Here is a 15751-nt window from a genome sequence, read left to right as displayed (position 1 = left end):
GTGGGCGACGAAGGCGAGAGCAGTTCATGAGCGAGGACCGCCGCGGGGAGGCGGGCACCGTGGACTGGCCGACCGTGAGCGTCGTCATCCCCACGGTCGACCGGCCCGCCGAGCTGCGCCGCGCCGTGCTGTCGGTGCTGGGCCAGGACTACCTGGGCCACGTCGAGTGCATCGTCGTCTTCGACGGGACGCCGGTCCGGCTCCCGGACGTGCCGGAGGTGCCGCGGCGCTCGCTGCGCGGGCTGAGCAACACCCGGCGCAAGGGCTTGGCGGGCAACCGCAACACCGGCTACCTCGAGGCCGCCGGCGAGCTCGTGTGCCCCCTGGACGACGACGACGAGTGGCTGCCGGCCAAGCTCACGCGGCAGGTCGAGCTGCTGCGCCAGCACCCGACGGCCAACGTCGCCGGCTCGGGCTTCTACATCCACCACCACGGCCGCGACTTCTTGCGCGAGGGATCGGCACGGCCGCTCCAGCTGCGCGACCTGCTGCTCGACCGGCACATGGAGGTCAACTCCTCGACCTACGTCGTGCGACGCCGCCAGATGCTCGACGACATCGGGCTGATCGACGAGGACCTTCCCGGCGGGTACGCCGAGGACTACGAGTTCCTGCTGCGCGCCGCCCGCACCGGGCCCGTCGTCACCGCGGTCGAGCCGCTCGCGCGCATCTACTGGCACGACAAGTCCTTCTTCACCAGCGACTGGCAGACGATCGACGACGCGCTGCGGCACGTGCTCGACGTGGTGCCGGAGTTCGCAGACGAGCCGCGCGGTGCGGCCCGGCTGCACGGACAGCTGGCCATGGCCAACGCCGCCCTCGGACGTCGGCGCCCCGCCCTTGCGTGGGCTGGCAAGGCGCTGCGGCGGCGGCCTCAGGCCCGTCAGGCATGGGCAGCGGTCGCGGTGGCGAGCGGGCTGGTGAGCGCGGAGCAGGTCGTCGGCCTCGGCCGCCGCCTGGGTCGAGGTGTCTGAGGCCCCCGGCCGGGCGCGGGCCCCCGACCTGCCCACCTGGCCGTTCTACGCGCTGTTCGTCGGGTTCCCCCTCTTCTGGCTGCTCGGCCTGGGCACCTTCGCAGGCACCGTCTGCGCCGTGCCGATGCTCGGCTACCTGTGGGCCCGCGGCCGCGTCCGGCTGCCCCGCGAGATCGTGCCCTGGCTGGTGTTCCTGCTCTGCGCCCTGCTCGCGGTCGTCATGCTGGACTCCCCGCTGCGTCTTATCGGCTTCGGCGTCCGCGTGTCGAACTACCTGGCTGCGACGGTGCTGCTCGTCTACCTCATGAACTGCTCCAGCGAGCGGCTGCCGATGGTCAAGATGGTCGGCGCGATGTGCGCGTTCTTCGCCTTCGTCGTCTTGGGCGGCTGGCTAGGCGTGGTGGCGCCGCACGGCCGGCTCGACACGCCGCTCGCCCACCTGCTGCCCGGCGCGATCACCTCGAACGAGTACGTCACCCAGCTCGTGCGTCCAGCGTTCGCCGAGGTGCAGCAGCCGTACGGTTCGCCGCGCACCTTCGCGCGCCCCTCGGCCCCGTTCGCCTACACCAACGGGTGGGGCGTCAACGTCGCGCTGCTCGTGCCGTTCGCGCTCGCCGGGCTGGCCGCCTTCCGCTTGCGCGGCAAGGTCCTGATGGCCGTCGTGCTGTGCGCTGCGCTCGTGCCGGCGGCGGCCACCCTCAACCGTGGCATGCTCGTCGCGCTGTCGATGGCCGTGCTCTACGTAAGCATCCGCCTGGCGCTGCGCGGCCGGTTCGCGACGCTGCTCGCGATCGTAGCCGTCACCGCCGTCATCGGGACCGTCGTCGTCACCTCGGGCACGTTGTCCCGGCTGCAGGAACGGCTGCACTACAGCCAGACCAACGTCGGCCGGCTCACGATCTACGGCGAGGCCTGGCACGGCGCCCTGGAGTCCCCGCTGCTGGGCAACGGCGCCCCGCGGCCGTCGCAGACGCTCGACATCTCGATCGGCACCCAGGGCCAGATCTGGAACGTCATGTTCAGCTACGGGCTGGTGGCGCTCGCCGGCTGGCTGCTGTTCTTCGGCTGGTCGGCGTGGTCGACCCGTCGCTGGCGCTCGAGCAGTCAGCTGTGGGTGCACGCCGTCGTCCTGCTCGCGGTGGTGACGTCGTTCTTCTACGGCTACGACGGGCCTCAGCTGTGGGTCGCAGTCGTGGCGGTCGCCGCCGCGCTGAGAGCGCGACCGCCGCGCTCGCGCCGCCTGCCCGGCCCGCCCCCGCCCGTCCGCACCCGCGACCACTCCGGGACCACGGCGTGAGCGAGCCGGCGACCCCGGTCGAGGCCGGCACCGGCCGCCAGGACCTTGCCGGCGCCGCCCGCAGCGGCCTGGTCGGCCTGGCCGGGTCGGGCGTCGCCGCCGTCGCCGGCCTGCTGCTCAACGTCGTCGTCGGCCGCACGCTCGGCGCCACCGGCTCCGGGCTGTTCTTCGTCGCGGTGGCGCTCGTCACCGTGCTGGGCACGGTCACCAAGCTCGGCGCCGACACCGGCGCGGTGTGGGCCCTGTCGCGAGCCGCCGCGCTCGGCCGCTCGCGCGAGGCGCCGACCGTCGTCCGCTGGGCGGTGCTGCCCGGCCTGGCCGCCTCGGCGGTGGCATCGCTCGCCGTCGAGCTGCTGGCCGGGCCGCTCGCGCGCGTTCTCGCCGACGACCACGCCGAGGTGGTGGAGCGGGCGCTGCGCACCGGCGCGCCGTTCCTGCTGGTGGTCGCGCCGTTCTTCGTGCTGGCCGCCTCGCTGCGCGGGCTGGGCAGCATCGTGCCGTTCACCGCGCTGCAGAACGTCCTCGTGCCGGCGCTGCGACCCTTCCTTGTCGGGCTCGCCGTCGCGGTCGGTGCCGGCGTCGCCGGTGCCGTCGTGGCGTGGTCGGTGCCGTTCGTCGTCGGCACGGCGGTCGCGGTCGCGCTCGTGCAGCGTCGCGCGTCCGCCGCGGCCCGTCGCACGGGGGACCCGCCGCGCGAGCGCCGCGCCGTCGCAGCCGAGCTCTGGCGCTTCTCGGCGCCGCGGTCCGCGGCCTCGGTGCTCGAGATCGCGATCACCTGGGCCGACGTCCTCATCGTCGCCGCGCTGGCCAGCCCGCGTGACGCGGGCATCTACGCCGCGGCCAGCCGCTTCATCACCACCGGCACGCTCGCCGAGGCCGCCATGCGCGTGGCCCTCTCGCCCCGCGTCAGCCGGCTGCTGGCCGTGCACGACCTGCGCGGCGCCGGCGAGCTCAACGCCACCGCCACCCAGTGGATCGTGCTGCTCTCGTGGCCGCTGTACCTCGGCCTGGCCTGCTACGGCTCGGTCGCCCTGGCCGCCTTCGGCCCGGAGTTCGCCGCCGGCACGACCCCGTTGACGGTGCTGTCGCTCGCCATGCTCCTCGTCATGACGGCCGGCAACAGCCAGACCGTCCTGCTGATGAGCGGGCGCAGCCTGGTGCAGATGGCCAACAAGGGCGTGGCCCTCGCGGTGAACCTGGGGCTCAACGTCTGGCTCGTCCCGCGGCTCGGCATGCAGGGTGCCGCGATCGCGTGGGCCGCCACGGTGCTCGTCGACGCCGGGCTCGTCGTCTGGCAGGTCAGGCACTCGGTCGGCGTCCGGACGCCGATGGCGCGGGTTGTGCCGGCCGCGGTCATCAGCCTCGCGGCGTTCGTGCCCTTCGGCCTGCTGACCCGCGCGCTGTTCGGCACCGCCGTGGGCCCGAACGCCGTCGGCCTCGGCTGCAGCCTCGTCGTCTACGCCGCCCTCGTGTGGTGGCGTCGGCACACCCTCGACGTCGAGCCGCTGCGGCAGGCGCTCGCGGTCCGCGGACGCCGGGCGGTCAGCGTCGACTGAGCCGCCGTCGACCCAGCAGCCGCTCGGGCAGTCGGCGACGTGGCCGGTGCAGGAGCTGGTCTACCGCTTCGGCCACGGCCCGAGCAGTGGCCGGGGTGGGGGACGTCGTCGGCGGTACGACCCACGTCTCCGGGTCGCGCAGCGCACCGAGCACGGCGGCCTCGAGCTCCTGCGCCGTCTCGGCCAGCTGCACGAGGCCCTGCTGGTGCAGGTGGCGGGCGAAGGTGATCTGGTGGCCGTCGACGATCTCGCCCAGCTCGGGCCGGCGCGGGACGACGACCGGCCGGCGTCCGGACTCGCGGGCGTCGACGATGCCGCCGGGCCCGCCTTGGGCGACGACGACGTCGGCCGCGCGCATCCGGGCGCGCAGCTCGGCCTGCGTCACCTGCTCGACCGCCTGCGCCACCCGCGGGGCGGCGGTCCGGCCGTGCTGGACGACGACGTCCAGCTCGGGGTGGTCGGTGGCCAGCTGGTCCACCCAGTCGACGAGCCGCTGGAACGGGTGATGATCGGTGCCGAGCGTCACGAGCACCGTGGGCATCAGAACACCCGTCCCACGACGGTGGCGTCGGGGTAGAGCGCCAGCTGCTCGGGCCACTGCACCAGGGCGAGGTCGGTGAAGGGGCGGCACAGCCGACCAGTCAGCGTGGCCTGCTCGATGCGGTCGTAGACCTCGAGGTAGACCGTGCGGGCGCCGAACAGGCGGGCCAGCACGAAGAACGGCAGCGCGACGCCAGCGCCCGTCGTCACGACGACGTCAGGTCGCTCCCGGCGCAGGACGCGCAGCGCCACGCCCACGTTGCGCACCAGGTTGGGGACGTTGCGGGTCGTGGGGTGATGAGCCCACGTGACCTGCTCGTCCGCGAGCGCGGCCAGCGCGTCCGGCCGGTCGAACGAGACCCAGTGCCGCGGGTGCTGGGACCACCAGTCGCGCAGCACGAGCAGCTGAGCGAGATGACCCCCGTTGGAGGCCACCAGGAGCAGAGAGGGAGCCTCAGCGCTCACCGACGTCCGCCGGTGCGCTCGACCGGCTGCCCGGCCGACGTCCCTCCGTCCCCGCGGGGCCCTCCGCCGGGTCCGCTGCCGGGTCCGCTGCCGGGTCCGCTGCCGGGTCGACTGCCGGGGGAGTTGCCGGGGCGGTCACCCGACCGGTCGGCGGGGGGCGCGGCCGGCACGTCGAGCAGCCGTGGTGGCGGGTCCGCGGCGCGCGAGCCTGTCCCCTCGCCCTTCGCGGTGGACGGTGCGGCGACCGGGCTGGGCGCTGCGGCCGGACGGGCGGCGACCGACGGCAGCACGGTGGGCCGGGCCGCCGTCTTGCGCTGCTTGCGGGGGCTGTCGACCAGGACGGTCCCGACCAGGTCAGCACCGACGAGGCGCAGGTCTTCCTGCAGGCGGGTGATGTCCTCGACCGTCGTGCGCTGGCTGTCGGCGACGGCGACGCAGCGCCCGCCGAGCCGGGCCAGCAGCATCGCGCTGCTCGGCCGGTCGACGTTGACGCCGTCGAGGACGATCGCTCCGCCCTCGGCGTCGAGCACCCGTTCGAGCGGCTCCGACGGTGAGGCGATCTCGAGCGGGAGCCGGCGTTCTGAACCCAACGAGACGACGTCCAGCAGGCCGGTGCTGGCGACGCGCTGCCCCGCGTGCGGGCGGCCCTCGCGCGGCACCGTCGGACGCAGGTCCAGGCTCCGGGCCAGCTGGCCGACGTTCTCGCCGACGGCCAGCAGCGCCGTGCGGCGGCCGGCGTCGGCGAGGGTCTGGGCGAGCCGCGCGGCGGCATCGCTCGCCGGGGCGTCCCCCGCCCGGACGACCACGAGCCCGTGCCGCTCCGAGAGGCGGTCGTCGGTGAGGCTGGCGGCCACCCGACGCAGCTGCTCGGCGTTGACGTCCGGCTCGGCGGTGGTGCGCACCACCGCCAGGGTCGGCACGCCGGTGAGCTCGGCGAGGCGGCCGGCGTCACGGACGCGGTGGTCGCGGCTGTCGCGCACGAACGCCAGTCCGGTGCCGAGCAGGAAACCGATGACCAGGCCGCCTGCACCGAGGGCGGCCACGGCCGGCCCGGCCGCACGAGTAGGGGCCAGTGCTCGACCGGCCAGCTGCCCGGCGTCCGTGGGACTGCTCTGGGCGACCGACACCTGCTGCCGCAGGCTCTGCACGAGCGAGGCCAGCTGACGCACGGTGGTCTCGGCCTTGGCCCGGGTGGGGGCATCGGGTGACGTCGTCTTCTGCTGCGCCGCGTCCTGCTGCTTGGTCAGGGTCGTGATCTGGTCCTGGAGGCGGGTGACGACCGAGTCGATCTGGTTCTGCGCGACCTGCTTGCGGTACGCCAGGTAGCTCGTGGCGAAGGCGTTGGCGCCGTCCGCGGCCTGCTGCGGGCTGCTGCCCTCGAAGCTGATCTGCAGCACCTGGCTGTCGAGCGGCGAGGTGACCGACACGTGCGTGAGGAGGTCACGCGTGCTGGACTGCCAGTCCAGCGACTGGCCGGCCAGCTCGGCGACCGACGTGGACGTGACGACCGAGCTCTCCGTGGTCGTGCTCACGGCCCGGGGCTGGGCCACGCTGATCGGGTTGTCGGGCAGCGACGTCAGGGTCACGACGGCGCGGGCGCTGTAGCTGCCCCCGAGCACCGACCCGCCCGCGACGACAGCGAGCGCCACGAAGGCCAGCGTGACGACCACGATGCCCAGCAGGTGTCGGCGCACCACCTGCACCACCTGCGACAGGCTCACGGTCTCGTCGGGCGCGCGGTCAACCATGGGGCTCCAAACACGAAGGGACTCACCGTCATGCTACGTGGTCACCGGTGGCGCAGCGTGTTCATCACCAGGTCTGCACGAGTTGTGCGCCCGATCGGGCGAATGTGGAGAACCGCCGGTCGGGTGCTCACCTCCTCGGTACGATCGGTACGGCGACGACGGCGTCGTACCCCTGCATCCTCGGCCCACCTCTCGGAGTACCGGTGTCCCGCACGATCGGCTACGCGCCCGGTGTCTACGACCTCTTCCACGTCGGACACCTCAACATCCTCCGTCACGCCAGCACCCTGTGCGACTACCTGGTCGCCGGTGTCGTCTCCGACGAGATGTGCCTGCTGGCCAAGGGCAAGGCGCCCGTCGTCCCGCTGGCCGAGAGGCTGGAGATCGTCCGGGGGATCCGCTACGTGGACGAGGCGGTCGCCGAGACCCTGCCCGAGAAGCTCGACACGTGGGAGCAGGTGCGGTTCGACGTGATCTTCAAGGGTGACGACTGGAAGGGCACCCCGAAGGGCGACAAGCTCGAGGCCGACTTCGCGTCGGTCGGCGTCGAGGTCGTCTACTTCCCGTACACGGTCCACACGTCGAGCACCGTGCTGCGCTCGGCGCTCGACCGCCTGGCGAGCGCCTAGCTCAGCAACCAGCGGTCCCGAGGAAGTCGGCCGTCGCCTCGTCAGCCACGGACGCCCGCCCGCCGAGGACGGTCCACCGCAGCGTCACCGCTCCGTCGTTGATCGTGGAGGTGACGGATCGACCGTCGCCGACGTCGACGAGGGGGGTGGCGCCGAGCTTGGTCAAGCAGGTGCCGTACTGCGTGGTCACCACGTCCAGCCGCGCCGCGCCTCCTGCGACCGAGGTCGCCGACGCCGCGCTGGAGGTCGTCGAAGGAGTCGCCGTCGCCGTCGCCGTCGCCGTCGACGACAGCGACGGGGTCGTCCCGGCGTCTGGCGTGCCGCCGTCGTCGCTGCACGCGGCGACGGAGCACAGGACGAGGACGGCGAGGGCGGTGACCGAGGAGCGGGACATGCCTCCATGGTGACTCATCGCGAGCACCGGCCCACGTCCTGCTGCACCGGGCGCACCATCGGCTGCGTGATGACCTGAGGCGCGCTGGACACGCCGTCCAGCTGCGCCTCGACCCGCACGGTGGAGCCCGACGGGACGGAGACGGCGGCGCGCACCAAGGTCCACCCGGACTCGGGATCGCTCGCCACGGCGCGGGGCGACCCACCGACGGTGAGCGACGCCAGACCTCGCCCAGGAGGGAGGTACAGGCTGAGCAGCACCACGTGGCTCGTCGATGCTCGGGACCCCGCAGGCTCGAGCTGGTTGCGCACGTACGTCGGCAGATCTCGTGGAGCCGTGTTCGTGAGGTCCAGCTGCAGCTCGGCGCGCTGGTCGGAGCACGCTTGACGGGTCGTCACCGCCGCCCTCAGGTAGTAGTCCAGCTTCGAGCCGTCCACGTTGGTGAAGTACAGGCCGACCGTGCCGTTCGCGGGCGTGCCCAGCTCGCCCGCGAGCCCCGCGTCCCGGAAGAAGGTCTGGTCGGCTGGCCGTGCGCTCCAGGCCCGCAGGTGACCCTCGTCCCGTGCCTGACCGAGGACGCGACGCAGCTCACCGCTGTTCCCGCCGCCGGCGAGCAGAGCCTTGAAAACCGCGCCCGTGGAGCGGACCAGGTAGGCGTTGCGCTCCGAGGTGTTGCCGCCCAGCGTGGAGTACACCTGTCGCATCAGCACGTCGGCCGCGTTCTTGGCGGTGAGACGGGGGCCGCCGGAGACGTCCACCGGGCCGGTGACCGACAGGAGGGACTGGACCAGCACCGGGTCCACGGCCAGCACGCCCTGCACGCTGTCGTGCTTCCTCTGCCAGAGCTGCGCTGCGAGACGAGCCGCCTGGGGGAAGTTCGGCGAGAGGTTGAAGTTCTGGCTCAGGGCGAGGTCCGCGCCGTAGAGCCGACGAGCCTGCGCGTCCACGTCGAGGTCGCTCGGATCCAGCTCGCCCAGCTCGTCGTTCACCCCTGCCGCCTCGAGCGCGAGCCGGCCGTCGTCCGCGCGGAGCACGGCGTAGGCCCCGAAGATCCCCCCGGTCGGTCGTGCTTCAGCGAGGTTCTGGTCCACCAGCAGGTACCGGCGGACGCCGTCTGCGCCCAGCAGCCCCGGGAGACGTGCAGCGGTGCGAGAAGCGAGGGCGGCCTGCGCAGCGAGCTCGTCGACCTGCGACCGCAGGACCGTGACCTGGGGGCCCAGGCCGAGGTGGAGCGAGCCGGTGGGGATGCCGTGGAGCTGGCTGGACGCTCGCTGGAGCGCGTCGCTCGCCCGTCCGGCAGGGCCGGCCAGGGCTCGGATGGCATCGACGTCGATCTTGCCGTCGACCACCAGGTCGGCCGCGTCCACCTGGCGAGCGGCGTCGATGAGAGGCGGCAGGCTGGTGGAGACGTCGGACAACGCGTCCGAGGTGGCGCGGACCGCGACGACGTCGGTCTTGACGACGGGTACGTGGGCCAGCGCCCTCAGCGGCCAGGAACCGGTGGCCCGGCGGAGCACCTCGACCTGACGCCCGAGGGATGCGGCGTGCGCTGATGCCGCGTCCCAGCGCTTGGCCGTGACGTCGTCCTGGACGGCCAGGGCCGCCGTGCGTGCCGCCCGAGCCGCCTGCACGGCGTGGAGCACCTCGAGGCCGGTCCACGCGAGGCCGGCGAGCACCACGAGCACACCGAGGACGACAGCAGTCCGCCGTCGCGGACGACGGCGGACTGCGGCGCGGTCGAGAGCAGGAGCGTCCGTGTCCCCAGCTGCCATGGTGCGATCTTGTCAGGTCAGCCGGGGTGCGCGGCTGCGGTCAGGCCCTGACCCCACGACGACGGGTCACCACGACCAGAGCCGCGCCCGCGGCGACGAGACCCAGACCGGCGATGCTCCACTCGAGCACGTCGGTGCCGGTGCGGGGCAGCGCGTCGGCGGAGGGGCTGACCTCGGCGTCGGTGTCGAGGACGGTCGGGGACGAGACGTGCGCGACCGAGGAGGTCGGGGACGGCGTCGAGGGCGGGTAGGTCGCATCGGCGAACGCCGCCGACGCGCCGCTGACGACGAGAGCGAGGCCGAGGGTGAGGCCTGCGGCGGATCGACGAACGTTCACGGGGTGCTCCTGCTGGTCGTAGGTGCCGGTGGGGCTCCGGGCTTGGAGTCCAGGCGACTACAGAGAGTCTAGGGGTGCCGCGCCCTTCGGACAGCAGAATCGACGATCTGTGGATGAACGGGCTACAAGCGAGTTCCGACAGCAACACGCGGTCTACGGAACGTGATGGCGGTGCCTCAGCCATGCGCTGACGCCCGGATCGTGGACGTCGGTGGGGCGGCCTAGACTCGACGCTACCGCCCGGGTGCTCGTCGCCGCGGGCCTTTCGTGCTGTCCACCCCGACCTGACGGAGCCCATGAGCCTCACCGGTCTGCTCGACGTCCTGCTCGACGACCCCGCCCTCGCCGGCGCGCGCGACCTCGCGCGAGCGGGCTCCTCGGGCGTGCTCGACCTGTCCGCGCCCTCCGGGGCGTGGCCCGCCGTCGCGGCCGCCCTCGCCACCCGGCGGGCGGCCGGTGCCGGCCGCCCGCTGCTGGCGGTCACCGCCACCAGCCGCGAGGCCGAGGACCTCGCCGAGGCGCTGCGCTGCTTCCTGCCGGCCGACGAGGTCGTCGACCTGCCGTCGTGGGAGACGCTGCCGCACGAGCGGCTCAGCCCGCGCAGCGACACCGTCGGACGGCGGCTGGCCGTGCTGCGCCGCCTGGCCCACCCCGACCCGGACGACGCGACCGCAGGCCCGGTCTCGGTGGTCGTGGCGCCGGTGCGCGCGGTGCTGCAACCGCTGGTGCGCGGGCTCGGCGACCTGGCGCCGGTGCGGCTGGCCGCGGGCGACGACGCCGAGCTCGACGACGTCGCGCGCGGGCTGGCCGCAGCCGCCTACACGCGCACCGACCTGGTCGAGCGGCGCGGCGAGTTCGCGCTGCGCGGCGGCATCCTCGACGTGTTCCCGCCCACCGAGGAGCACCCGCTGCGGGTGGAGTTCTGGGGCGACACCGTCGAGGAGATCCGCTACTTCGCCGTGGCCGACCAGCGCAGCCTCGAGATCGCCCCGCACGGGCTGTGGGCCCCGCCGTGCCGCGAGCTGCTGCTCACCGACGCCGTGCGCGAGCGGGCGCGCGCGCTCGTGCCGCAGCTGCCCGGCGTCGCCGACCTGCTCGAGAAGGTCGCGGAGGGCATCGCGGTCGAGGGCATGGAGTCGCTCACGCCGGCGCTCGTCGACGGCATGGAGCTCGTGCTCGACGTCCTGCCCGAGGGCGCCCACGTGCTGCTGTGCGACCCCGAGCGGGTGCGCGCGCGGGCGCACGACCTGGTGGCCACGAGCGAGGAGTTCCTGGCGGCGAGCTGGGCCAACGCCGCCGTCGGCAACGTGACGCCGGTCGACCTCGAGGGCGTGCTGGGAACGGCGTCCTTCCGCACGTTGGCCGAGGTGCGCGAGCACGCGATCGCCACCGCCCGCCCGTGGTGGTCGGTGGGGCCGTTCGCGGTCGACGTCGAGACCGCCGACCTCGGCGAGGGGGCGGAGGCGTCCCGGCCGCTGGACGTCACGGAGGTCGACGCCTACCGCGGCGACAGCGTGCGGGCGCTCGACGACATCGCGGCGTGGACGTCGTCCGGCTGGCGGGTCGTGGTGGTCACCGAGGGGCAGGGCCTGGCCCAGCGCGTCGTCGAGGTGCTGGGCGACCGCGGCGTGGCCGCGCGGCTGGTCGCTGCCGTCGACGACGCGCCCGAGCCCGGCGTCGTGCACGTCGCCACCGGACGGCTCGGCCACGGCTTCGTCGCGCCGTCGCTGCGCCTTGCGGTGCTCACCGAGGCCGACCTCACCGGCACGTCCGGGCAGGGCACGACCAAGGACATGCGGCGGATGCCGTCGCGCCGGCGCAACGTCGTCGACCCGCTGCAGCTGCGGCCGGGCGACCACGTGGTGCACGAGCAGCACGGCGTCGGCCGGTTCGTCGAGATGGTGCAGCGCACGGTCGGCGGGGCCACCCGCGAGTACCTGGTCATCGAGTACGCCGCGAGCAAGCGCGGCCAGCCGGCCGACCGGCTGTTCGTGCCGAGCGACGCCCTCGACCAGGTCACCAAGTACGTCGGTGGCGAGGCGCCGACGCTCAACAAGCTGGGCGGCGGCGACTGGGCCAAGACCAAGGGCCGGGCGCGCAAGGCGGTGCGGCAGATCGCCGGCGAGCTGATCCGGCTCTACTCGGCGCGCATGGCCTCGCCCGGCCACGCGTTCGCGGCCGACACCCCCTGGCAGCGCGAGCTCGAGGACGCCTTCGCCTACGTCGAGACGCCCGACCAGCTGGTCACGATCGACGAGGTCAAGGCCGACATGGAGCGCTCGGTGCCCATGGACCGGCTGATCTGCGGCGACGTCGGCTACGGCAAGACCGAGATCGCCGTGCGCGCCGCGTTCAAGGCGGTGCAGGACGGCAAGCAGGTGGCGGTGCTGGTGCCGACCACGCTGCTCGTGCAGCAGCACCTGCAGACCTTCGCCGAGCGGTACGCCAACTTCCCGGTGGTCGTGAAGGCGCTGTCGCGGTTCCAGAGCGACAAGGAGGCCGACGAGGTCAAGGCCGGCATCCGCGACGGCAGCGTCGACGTCGTCATCGGCACCCACCGCCTGCTCACCGGCGAGGTGCGCTTCAAGGACCTCGGGCTGATCGTCGTCGACGAGGAGCAGCGTTTCGGCGTCGAGCACAAGGAGCAGCTGAAGGCGATGCGCACGGCCGTCGACGTCCTCGCCATGAGCGCGACGCCGATCCCGCGCACGCTGGAGATGGCGGTCACGGGCATCCGTGAGATGTCCACTCTCGCAACGCCTCCAGAGGAGCGCCACCCGGTGCTCACCTTCGTCGGTGGCTACGACGAGAAGCAGATCGCGGCGGCGGTGCGGCGCGAGCTGCTGCGCGACGGCCAGGTCTTCTACATCCACAACCGGGTCAGCTCGATCGAGAAGGCCGCGAGCCGGCTGCGCGAGCTGGTGCCCGAGGCGCGGGTCGCGACCGCGCACGGCCAGATGGGCGAGCACAAGCTCGAGCAGGTGGTCGTCGACTTCTGGGAGAAGAAGTTCGACGTCCTGGTGTGCACGACGATCGTCGAGACCGGCCTCGACATCAGCAACGCCAACACCCTGATCCTCGAGCGGGCCGAGAACTTCGGCCTCTCGCAGCTGCACCAGCTGCGCGGTCGCGTGGGCCGCGGGCGCGAGCGCGCCTACGCCTACTTCCTGTACCCGCCCGAGAAGCCGCTCACCGAGACCGCGCTCGACCGGCTGCAGACCATCGCCCAGCACACCGACCTCGGCTCGGGCATGGCGGTCGCCATGAAGGACCTCGAGATCCGCGGCGCCGGCAACCTGCTCGGCGGCGAGCAGTCGGGCCACATCGCCGGCGTGGGCTTCGACCTCTACGTGCGGCTGGTGGGCGAGGCGGTCGCGGAGTTCCGCGGCGACGGCGAGCCCGCGCCGGCCGAGATGAAGGTCGAGCTGCCGGTCGACGCGCACCTGCCGCACGAGTACGTGCCGGGCGAGCGGCTGCGCCTCGAGGCCTACAAGAAGCTGGCCGAGGCCGACGACGAGGCGGCGGTCGAGGCGGTCCGGGCCGAGCTGGTCGACCGCTACGGCGAGCCGCCGACCCCGGTCGAGAACCTGCTGGACGTCGCGCGGCTGCGGGTGCACGCCCGCCGGGCCGGGCTCACCGACGTCGCGGTGCAGGGCAAGCACGTGCGGTTCGCGCCGGTCGAGCTGCGCGAGAGCCAGCAGCTGCGGCTGATGCGCCTGTACCCCGGCTCGCTGGTGCGACCCGCCGTCCGCCAGGTGCTGGTGCCCCAGCCGACCACGGCGCGCATCGGGGGGCGTCCGCTGCGCGACGGCGAGGTCCTACGCTGGGCACGCGACCTGGTCGACGCCGTCCTGCTGGACGACGTCGCGCGGGCCGCCGCGGTGGCACAGCCGTGAGAGCAGCCAGCAGGGGCCAGATCGGCCGGACCGAAAGGACAGCGGTGTCCGACACCACGCGCACCCGCACCACCCGTCGTACGGCCGGGGTCGCCGGCGTCGCCGCTGCCGCGGTGCTCGCCCTGGCCCTGTCGGCGTGCACCCCGGCCCAGGCCGGGGCCGCGGCCGTCGTCGACGGGCGCCGCATCACGGTCGACCAGGTCAGCGCGGCCACGACCGGCATCAAGACCGGCAACCCCGACCTCGCCGAGGGCGAGGGCCTCGACCGCACCGTGCTGTTCTTCCTGGTCATCTCGCCGTGGGTGCTGCGCGCCGCCGAGGAGAACGGCGTCGGCGTCAGCACCGGCGAGGCCGAGAAGCTGCTGACCAAGACCGACGACCCCGACCCCGGCTCGGTGCTCGTGCTGCGCACCTACCTCGCGCTGCAGAAGCTGCAGCAGGGCGAGAAGACCGAGGCCCTGACCCAGGTGCAGAAGGACGTCACCGCCGCCAAGCCCGAGCTCAACCCGCGCTACGGCACCTTCGACTTGAAGCAGATGGCCGTCGTCGACGCGCCGCCCAACTGGCTGGTGCCGGGCAGCGAGCCCACCGCCACCGCGACCGACGCTCCCTGACCGGCTCGTGGCGAGCGCACCGCAGCTGGTCCTGCTGCTCACCTCGCCGCGGGTCGTGCCCGGGCTGATGACGCGCTCGGCCTGGCAGGTGCTCGAGCAGGCCGACGTCGTCCTGTGCGCCGACGTCGACGACGCCGTGCCGGCCGCGGTCGCCGTGGCCGGCGTGCCCGTGACGGCCGACCGGTCGACGTCCGTCGCCGAGCGGGCGCGGGCCCTGGTGTCGCGGGCGGCCGCGGGCGCGACCGTGTGGGTGGGGTCGCCGGACGGCGATCCCGGCCTGACCGACGCGCTGGCCGCCGAGCTCTCGCGCGTGGCGGCGACGCAGGACCCGCCCGCCGTCGAGGTGCTGGTGGGCAGCCAGGACGTGCCCGGCGCGCGGCTGCTCGACCTGGTGGCGGTCATGGACCGGCTGCGCTCGCCCGGTGGCTGCCCGTGGGACCGAGACCAGACCCACGAGAGCCTGGTGCCCTACCTCGTCGAGGAGGCCTACGAGGCGGCCGAGGCGCTCGAGAGCGGCGACCGCGACGCCGTGCGCGAGGAGCTGGGCGACGTCCTGCTGCAGGTGGTCTTCCACGCGCGGATCGCGCAGGAGCACCCCCAGCAGCCGTTTGACGTCGACGACGTGGCGGCCGGCATCGTGGCCAAGCTGGTGTCGCGCCACCCGCACGTGTTCGCGCCGGACGACGAGCAGAGCTCGACCGCCGAGCAGGTGCAGGAGCGCTGGGACGAGCTCAAGGCGGCCGAGAAGGGCCGGGCCAGCGTGCTGGACGGCATCCCGCTCGCGCTGCCGGCGCTGGGCCGCGCCGACAAGGTCCTCGGCCGGCTGGGGCGCGCGCCGGGTGGCGAGGCGGTCGCTGCCACGTCCGTGGGCGAACCGGTCGGCGACGCGCTGCTGGACGTCGTCCGGCAGGCCCGGCGCGACGGCGTCGACGCCGAGTCCGCGCTGCGGCAGGCCGTGCGGGTGCTGGAGCAGCGGTTCCGCGACCAGGAGGCGAGCGCGTGAGCGACCCGCGCCGGTTCCACCAGGTGGCCACCACGGCCCTCGACGTCCTGCTCGAGGCCGACCCGGTCATGGCGACCTCGCTCGGCGACCACCGGTACGACGACCGCCTGCCCGACCTGTCGGCGTCCGGCACGGCCGAGACGCTGCGGCACCTGGCCGACGGCACCGGCGCGCTCGACGACCTCGACGAGTCCGGGCTCGATCCCGAGGACGTCGTCGACCTCGAGCTGCTGCGCACCCGGCTGACCGGCCGGGCCTGGGCGCTCGACGAGCTGGCCGAGCAGACGTGGGACCCGCTGGAGTCGCTGCCCGGCGACGCGGTCTACACCCTGGTGGCGCGCGACACCGGTGCCGCCGACGAGCGGCTGCGGGCGCTCGCGGCGCGGCTGGCCGCCGTCCCCGAGCACCTCGAGCGGGCGCGGGAGCAGCTGGGCGCGATGCCGCGCGTGCACGTCGAGACCGCGGTGCTGCAGGCGCGCGGGGCGGTCGGGCTGCTGGGCGAGCCGGTCGACGTCCCGGTGCGGGT

General features: G+C 73.9%; 14 protein-coding genes. 8 read left to right on the top strand and 6 right to left on the bottom strand.

The annotated features are described in order from the left end of the window. Positions 1-26: 26 nt before the first annotated feature. From ACYVJ4_RS07175 to ACYVJ4_RS07165, 3 genes are read left to right on the top strand one after another with little or no spacing between them, the layout of a single operon-like run. A complete protein-coding gene (locus tag ACYVJ4_RS07175) occupies positions 27-974 on the top strand; it encodes a glycosyltransferase family 2 protein (RefSeq protein ID WP_460459428.1) in 948 nt (315 codons plus the stop codon). Further along, the gene (locus tag ACYVJ4_RS07170) at positions 967-2271 is read left to right on the top strand and encodes an O-antigen ligase family protein (RefSeq protein ID WP_460459427.1); all 1305 of its coding nucleotides are present in this window, start codon (positions 967-969) and stop codon (positions 2269-2271) included. Before ACYVJ4_RS07175 ends, ACYVJ4_RS07170 begins: the two co-directional genes overlap by 8 nt. After that, positions 2268-3827: a lipopolysaccharide biosynthesis protein gene (locus ACYVJ4_RS07165; protein WP_460459426.1), complete on the top strand. Its 1560-nt coding sequence runs from the start codon at positions 2268-2270 to the stop codon at positions 3825-3827. The genes ACYVJ4_RS07170 and ACYVJ4_RS07165 overlap by 4 nt, the downstream gene beginning before the upstream one ends. Here ACYVJ4_RS07165 and ACYVJ4_RS07160 read toward each other — a convergent pair. Genes ACYVJ4_RS07160 through ACYVJ4_RS07150 form a run of 3 tightly spaced genes read right to left on the bottom strand, consistent with a single transcriptional unit; the run spans position 3814 to position 6580 of the window. Next, entirely contained in the window at positions 3814-4368 is a 555-nt protein-coding gene (locus ACYVJ4_RS07160; protein ID WP_460459425.1) for a glycosyltransferase, read from the bottom strand. The two genes, ACYVJ4_RS07165 and ACYVJ4_RS07160, sit on opposite strands and share 14 nt — an antisense overlap. Then, positions 4368-4832, bottom strand: a complete 465-nt coding sequence (pssD, locus tag ACYVJ4_RS07155; protein WP_460459424.1) for a PssD/Cps14F family polysaccharide biosynthesis glycosyltransferase — start codon at positions 4830-4832, stop codon at positions 4368-4370. The genes ACYVJ4_RS07160 and pssD overlap by 1 nt, the downstream gene beginning before the upstream one ends. Then, positions 4829-6580: a YveK family protein gene (locus tag ACYVJ4_RS07150; RefSeq protein WP_460459423.1), complete on the bottom strand. Its 1752-nt coding sequence runs from the start codon at positions 6578-6580 to the stop codon at positions 4829-4831. The genes pssD and ACYVJ4_RS07150 overlap by 4 nt, the downstream gene beginning before the upstream one ends. A 203-nt stretch (positions 6581-6783) precedes the next feature. Here ACYVJ4_RS07150 and ACYVJ4_RS07145 point away from each other — a divergent pair, with 203 nt between their 5' ends. Further along, positions 6784-7209, top strand: coding sequence for an adenylyltransferase/cytidyltransferase family protein (locus ACYVJ4_RS07145; protein ID WP_460459422.1), 426 nt, complete (start codon positions 6784-6786; stop codon positions 7207-7209). A 1-nt stretch (position 7210) separates the two neighbouring features. Here the strand turns inward: ACYVJ4_RS07145 and ACYVJ4_RS07140 are convergent, their stop codons facing one another. The 3 genes from ACYVJ4_RS07140 to ACYVJ4_RS07130 are packed head-to-tail and all read right to left on the bottom strand — an operon-like array spanning position 7211 to position 9712. Beyond that, positions 7211-7603: a hypothetical protein gene (locus tag ACYVJ4_RS07140; RefSeq protein WP_460459421.1), complete on the bottom strand. Its 393-nt coding sequence runs from the start codon at positions 7601-7603 to the stop codon at positions 7211-7213. A 14-nt stretch (positions 7604-7617) separates the two neighbouring features. Further along, positions 7618-9375, bottom strand: a complete 1758-nt coding sequence (locus ACYVJ4_RS07135) for a DUF4012 domain-containing protein (RefSeq protein WP_460459420.1) — start codon at positions 9373-9375, stop codon at positions 7618-7620. Positions 9376-9415: 40 nt separating this feature from the next. Then, positions 9416-9712, bottom strand: a complete 297-nt coding sequence (locus ACYVJ4_RS07130; RefSeq protein ID WP_460459419.1) for an LPXTG cell wall anchor domain-containing protein — start codon at positions 9710-9712, stop codon at positions 9416-9418. Positions 9713-10008: 296 nt separating this feature from the next. On the opposite strand from ACYVJ4_RS07130, the gene mfd reads away from it, so the two are divergent. From mfd to ACYVJ4_RS07110, 4 genes are all read left to right on the top strand, one after another. Continuing rightward, positions 10009-13608, top strand: a complete 3600-nt coding sequence (mfd, locus tag ACYVJ4_RS07125) for a transcription-repair coupling factor (RefSeq protein ID WP_460459418.1) — start codon at positions 10009-10011, stop codon at positions 13606-13608. A gap of 44 nt (positions 13609-13652) precedes the next feature. Further along, positions 13653-14222 (top strand): SurA N-terminal domain-containing protein, encoded by a 570-nt coding sequence (locus tag ACYVJ4_RS07120; protein WP_460459417.1) that lies wholly within the window; start codon positions 13653-13655, stop codon positions 14220-14222. 7 nt (positions 14223-14229) lie between these two features. Further along, a complete protein-coding gene (locus ACYVJ4_RS07115; protein ID WP_460459416.1) occupies positions 14230-15225 on the top strand; it encodes a nucleoside triphosphate pyrophosphohydrolase in 996 nt (331 codons plus the stop codon). Next, positions 15222-15751 (top strand): DUF885 family protein (locus tag ACYVJ4_RS07110; RefSeq protein WP_460459415.1); only part of this gene is annotated, 530 nt, incomplete at its 3' end. The genes ACYVJ4_RS07115 and ACYVJ4_RS07110, both read left to right, overlap by 4 nt.

The organism is Angustibacter peucedani (assembly GCF_054779595.1).
The sequence above is the reverse complement of the archived record's forward strand: the minus strand, read 5'-3'. Positions and strand labels throughout refer to the sequence as shown.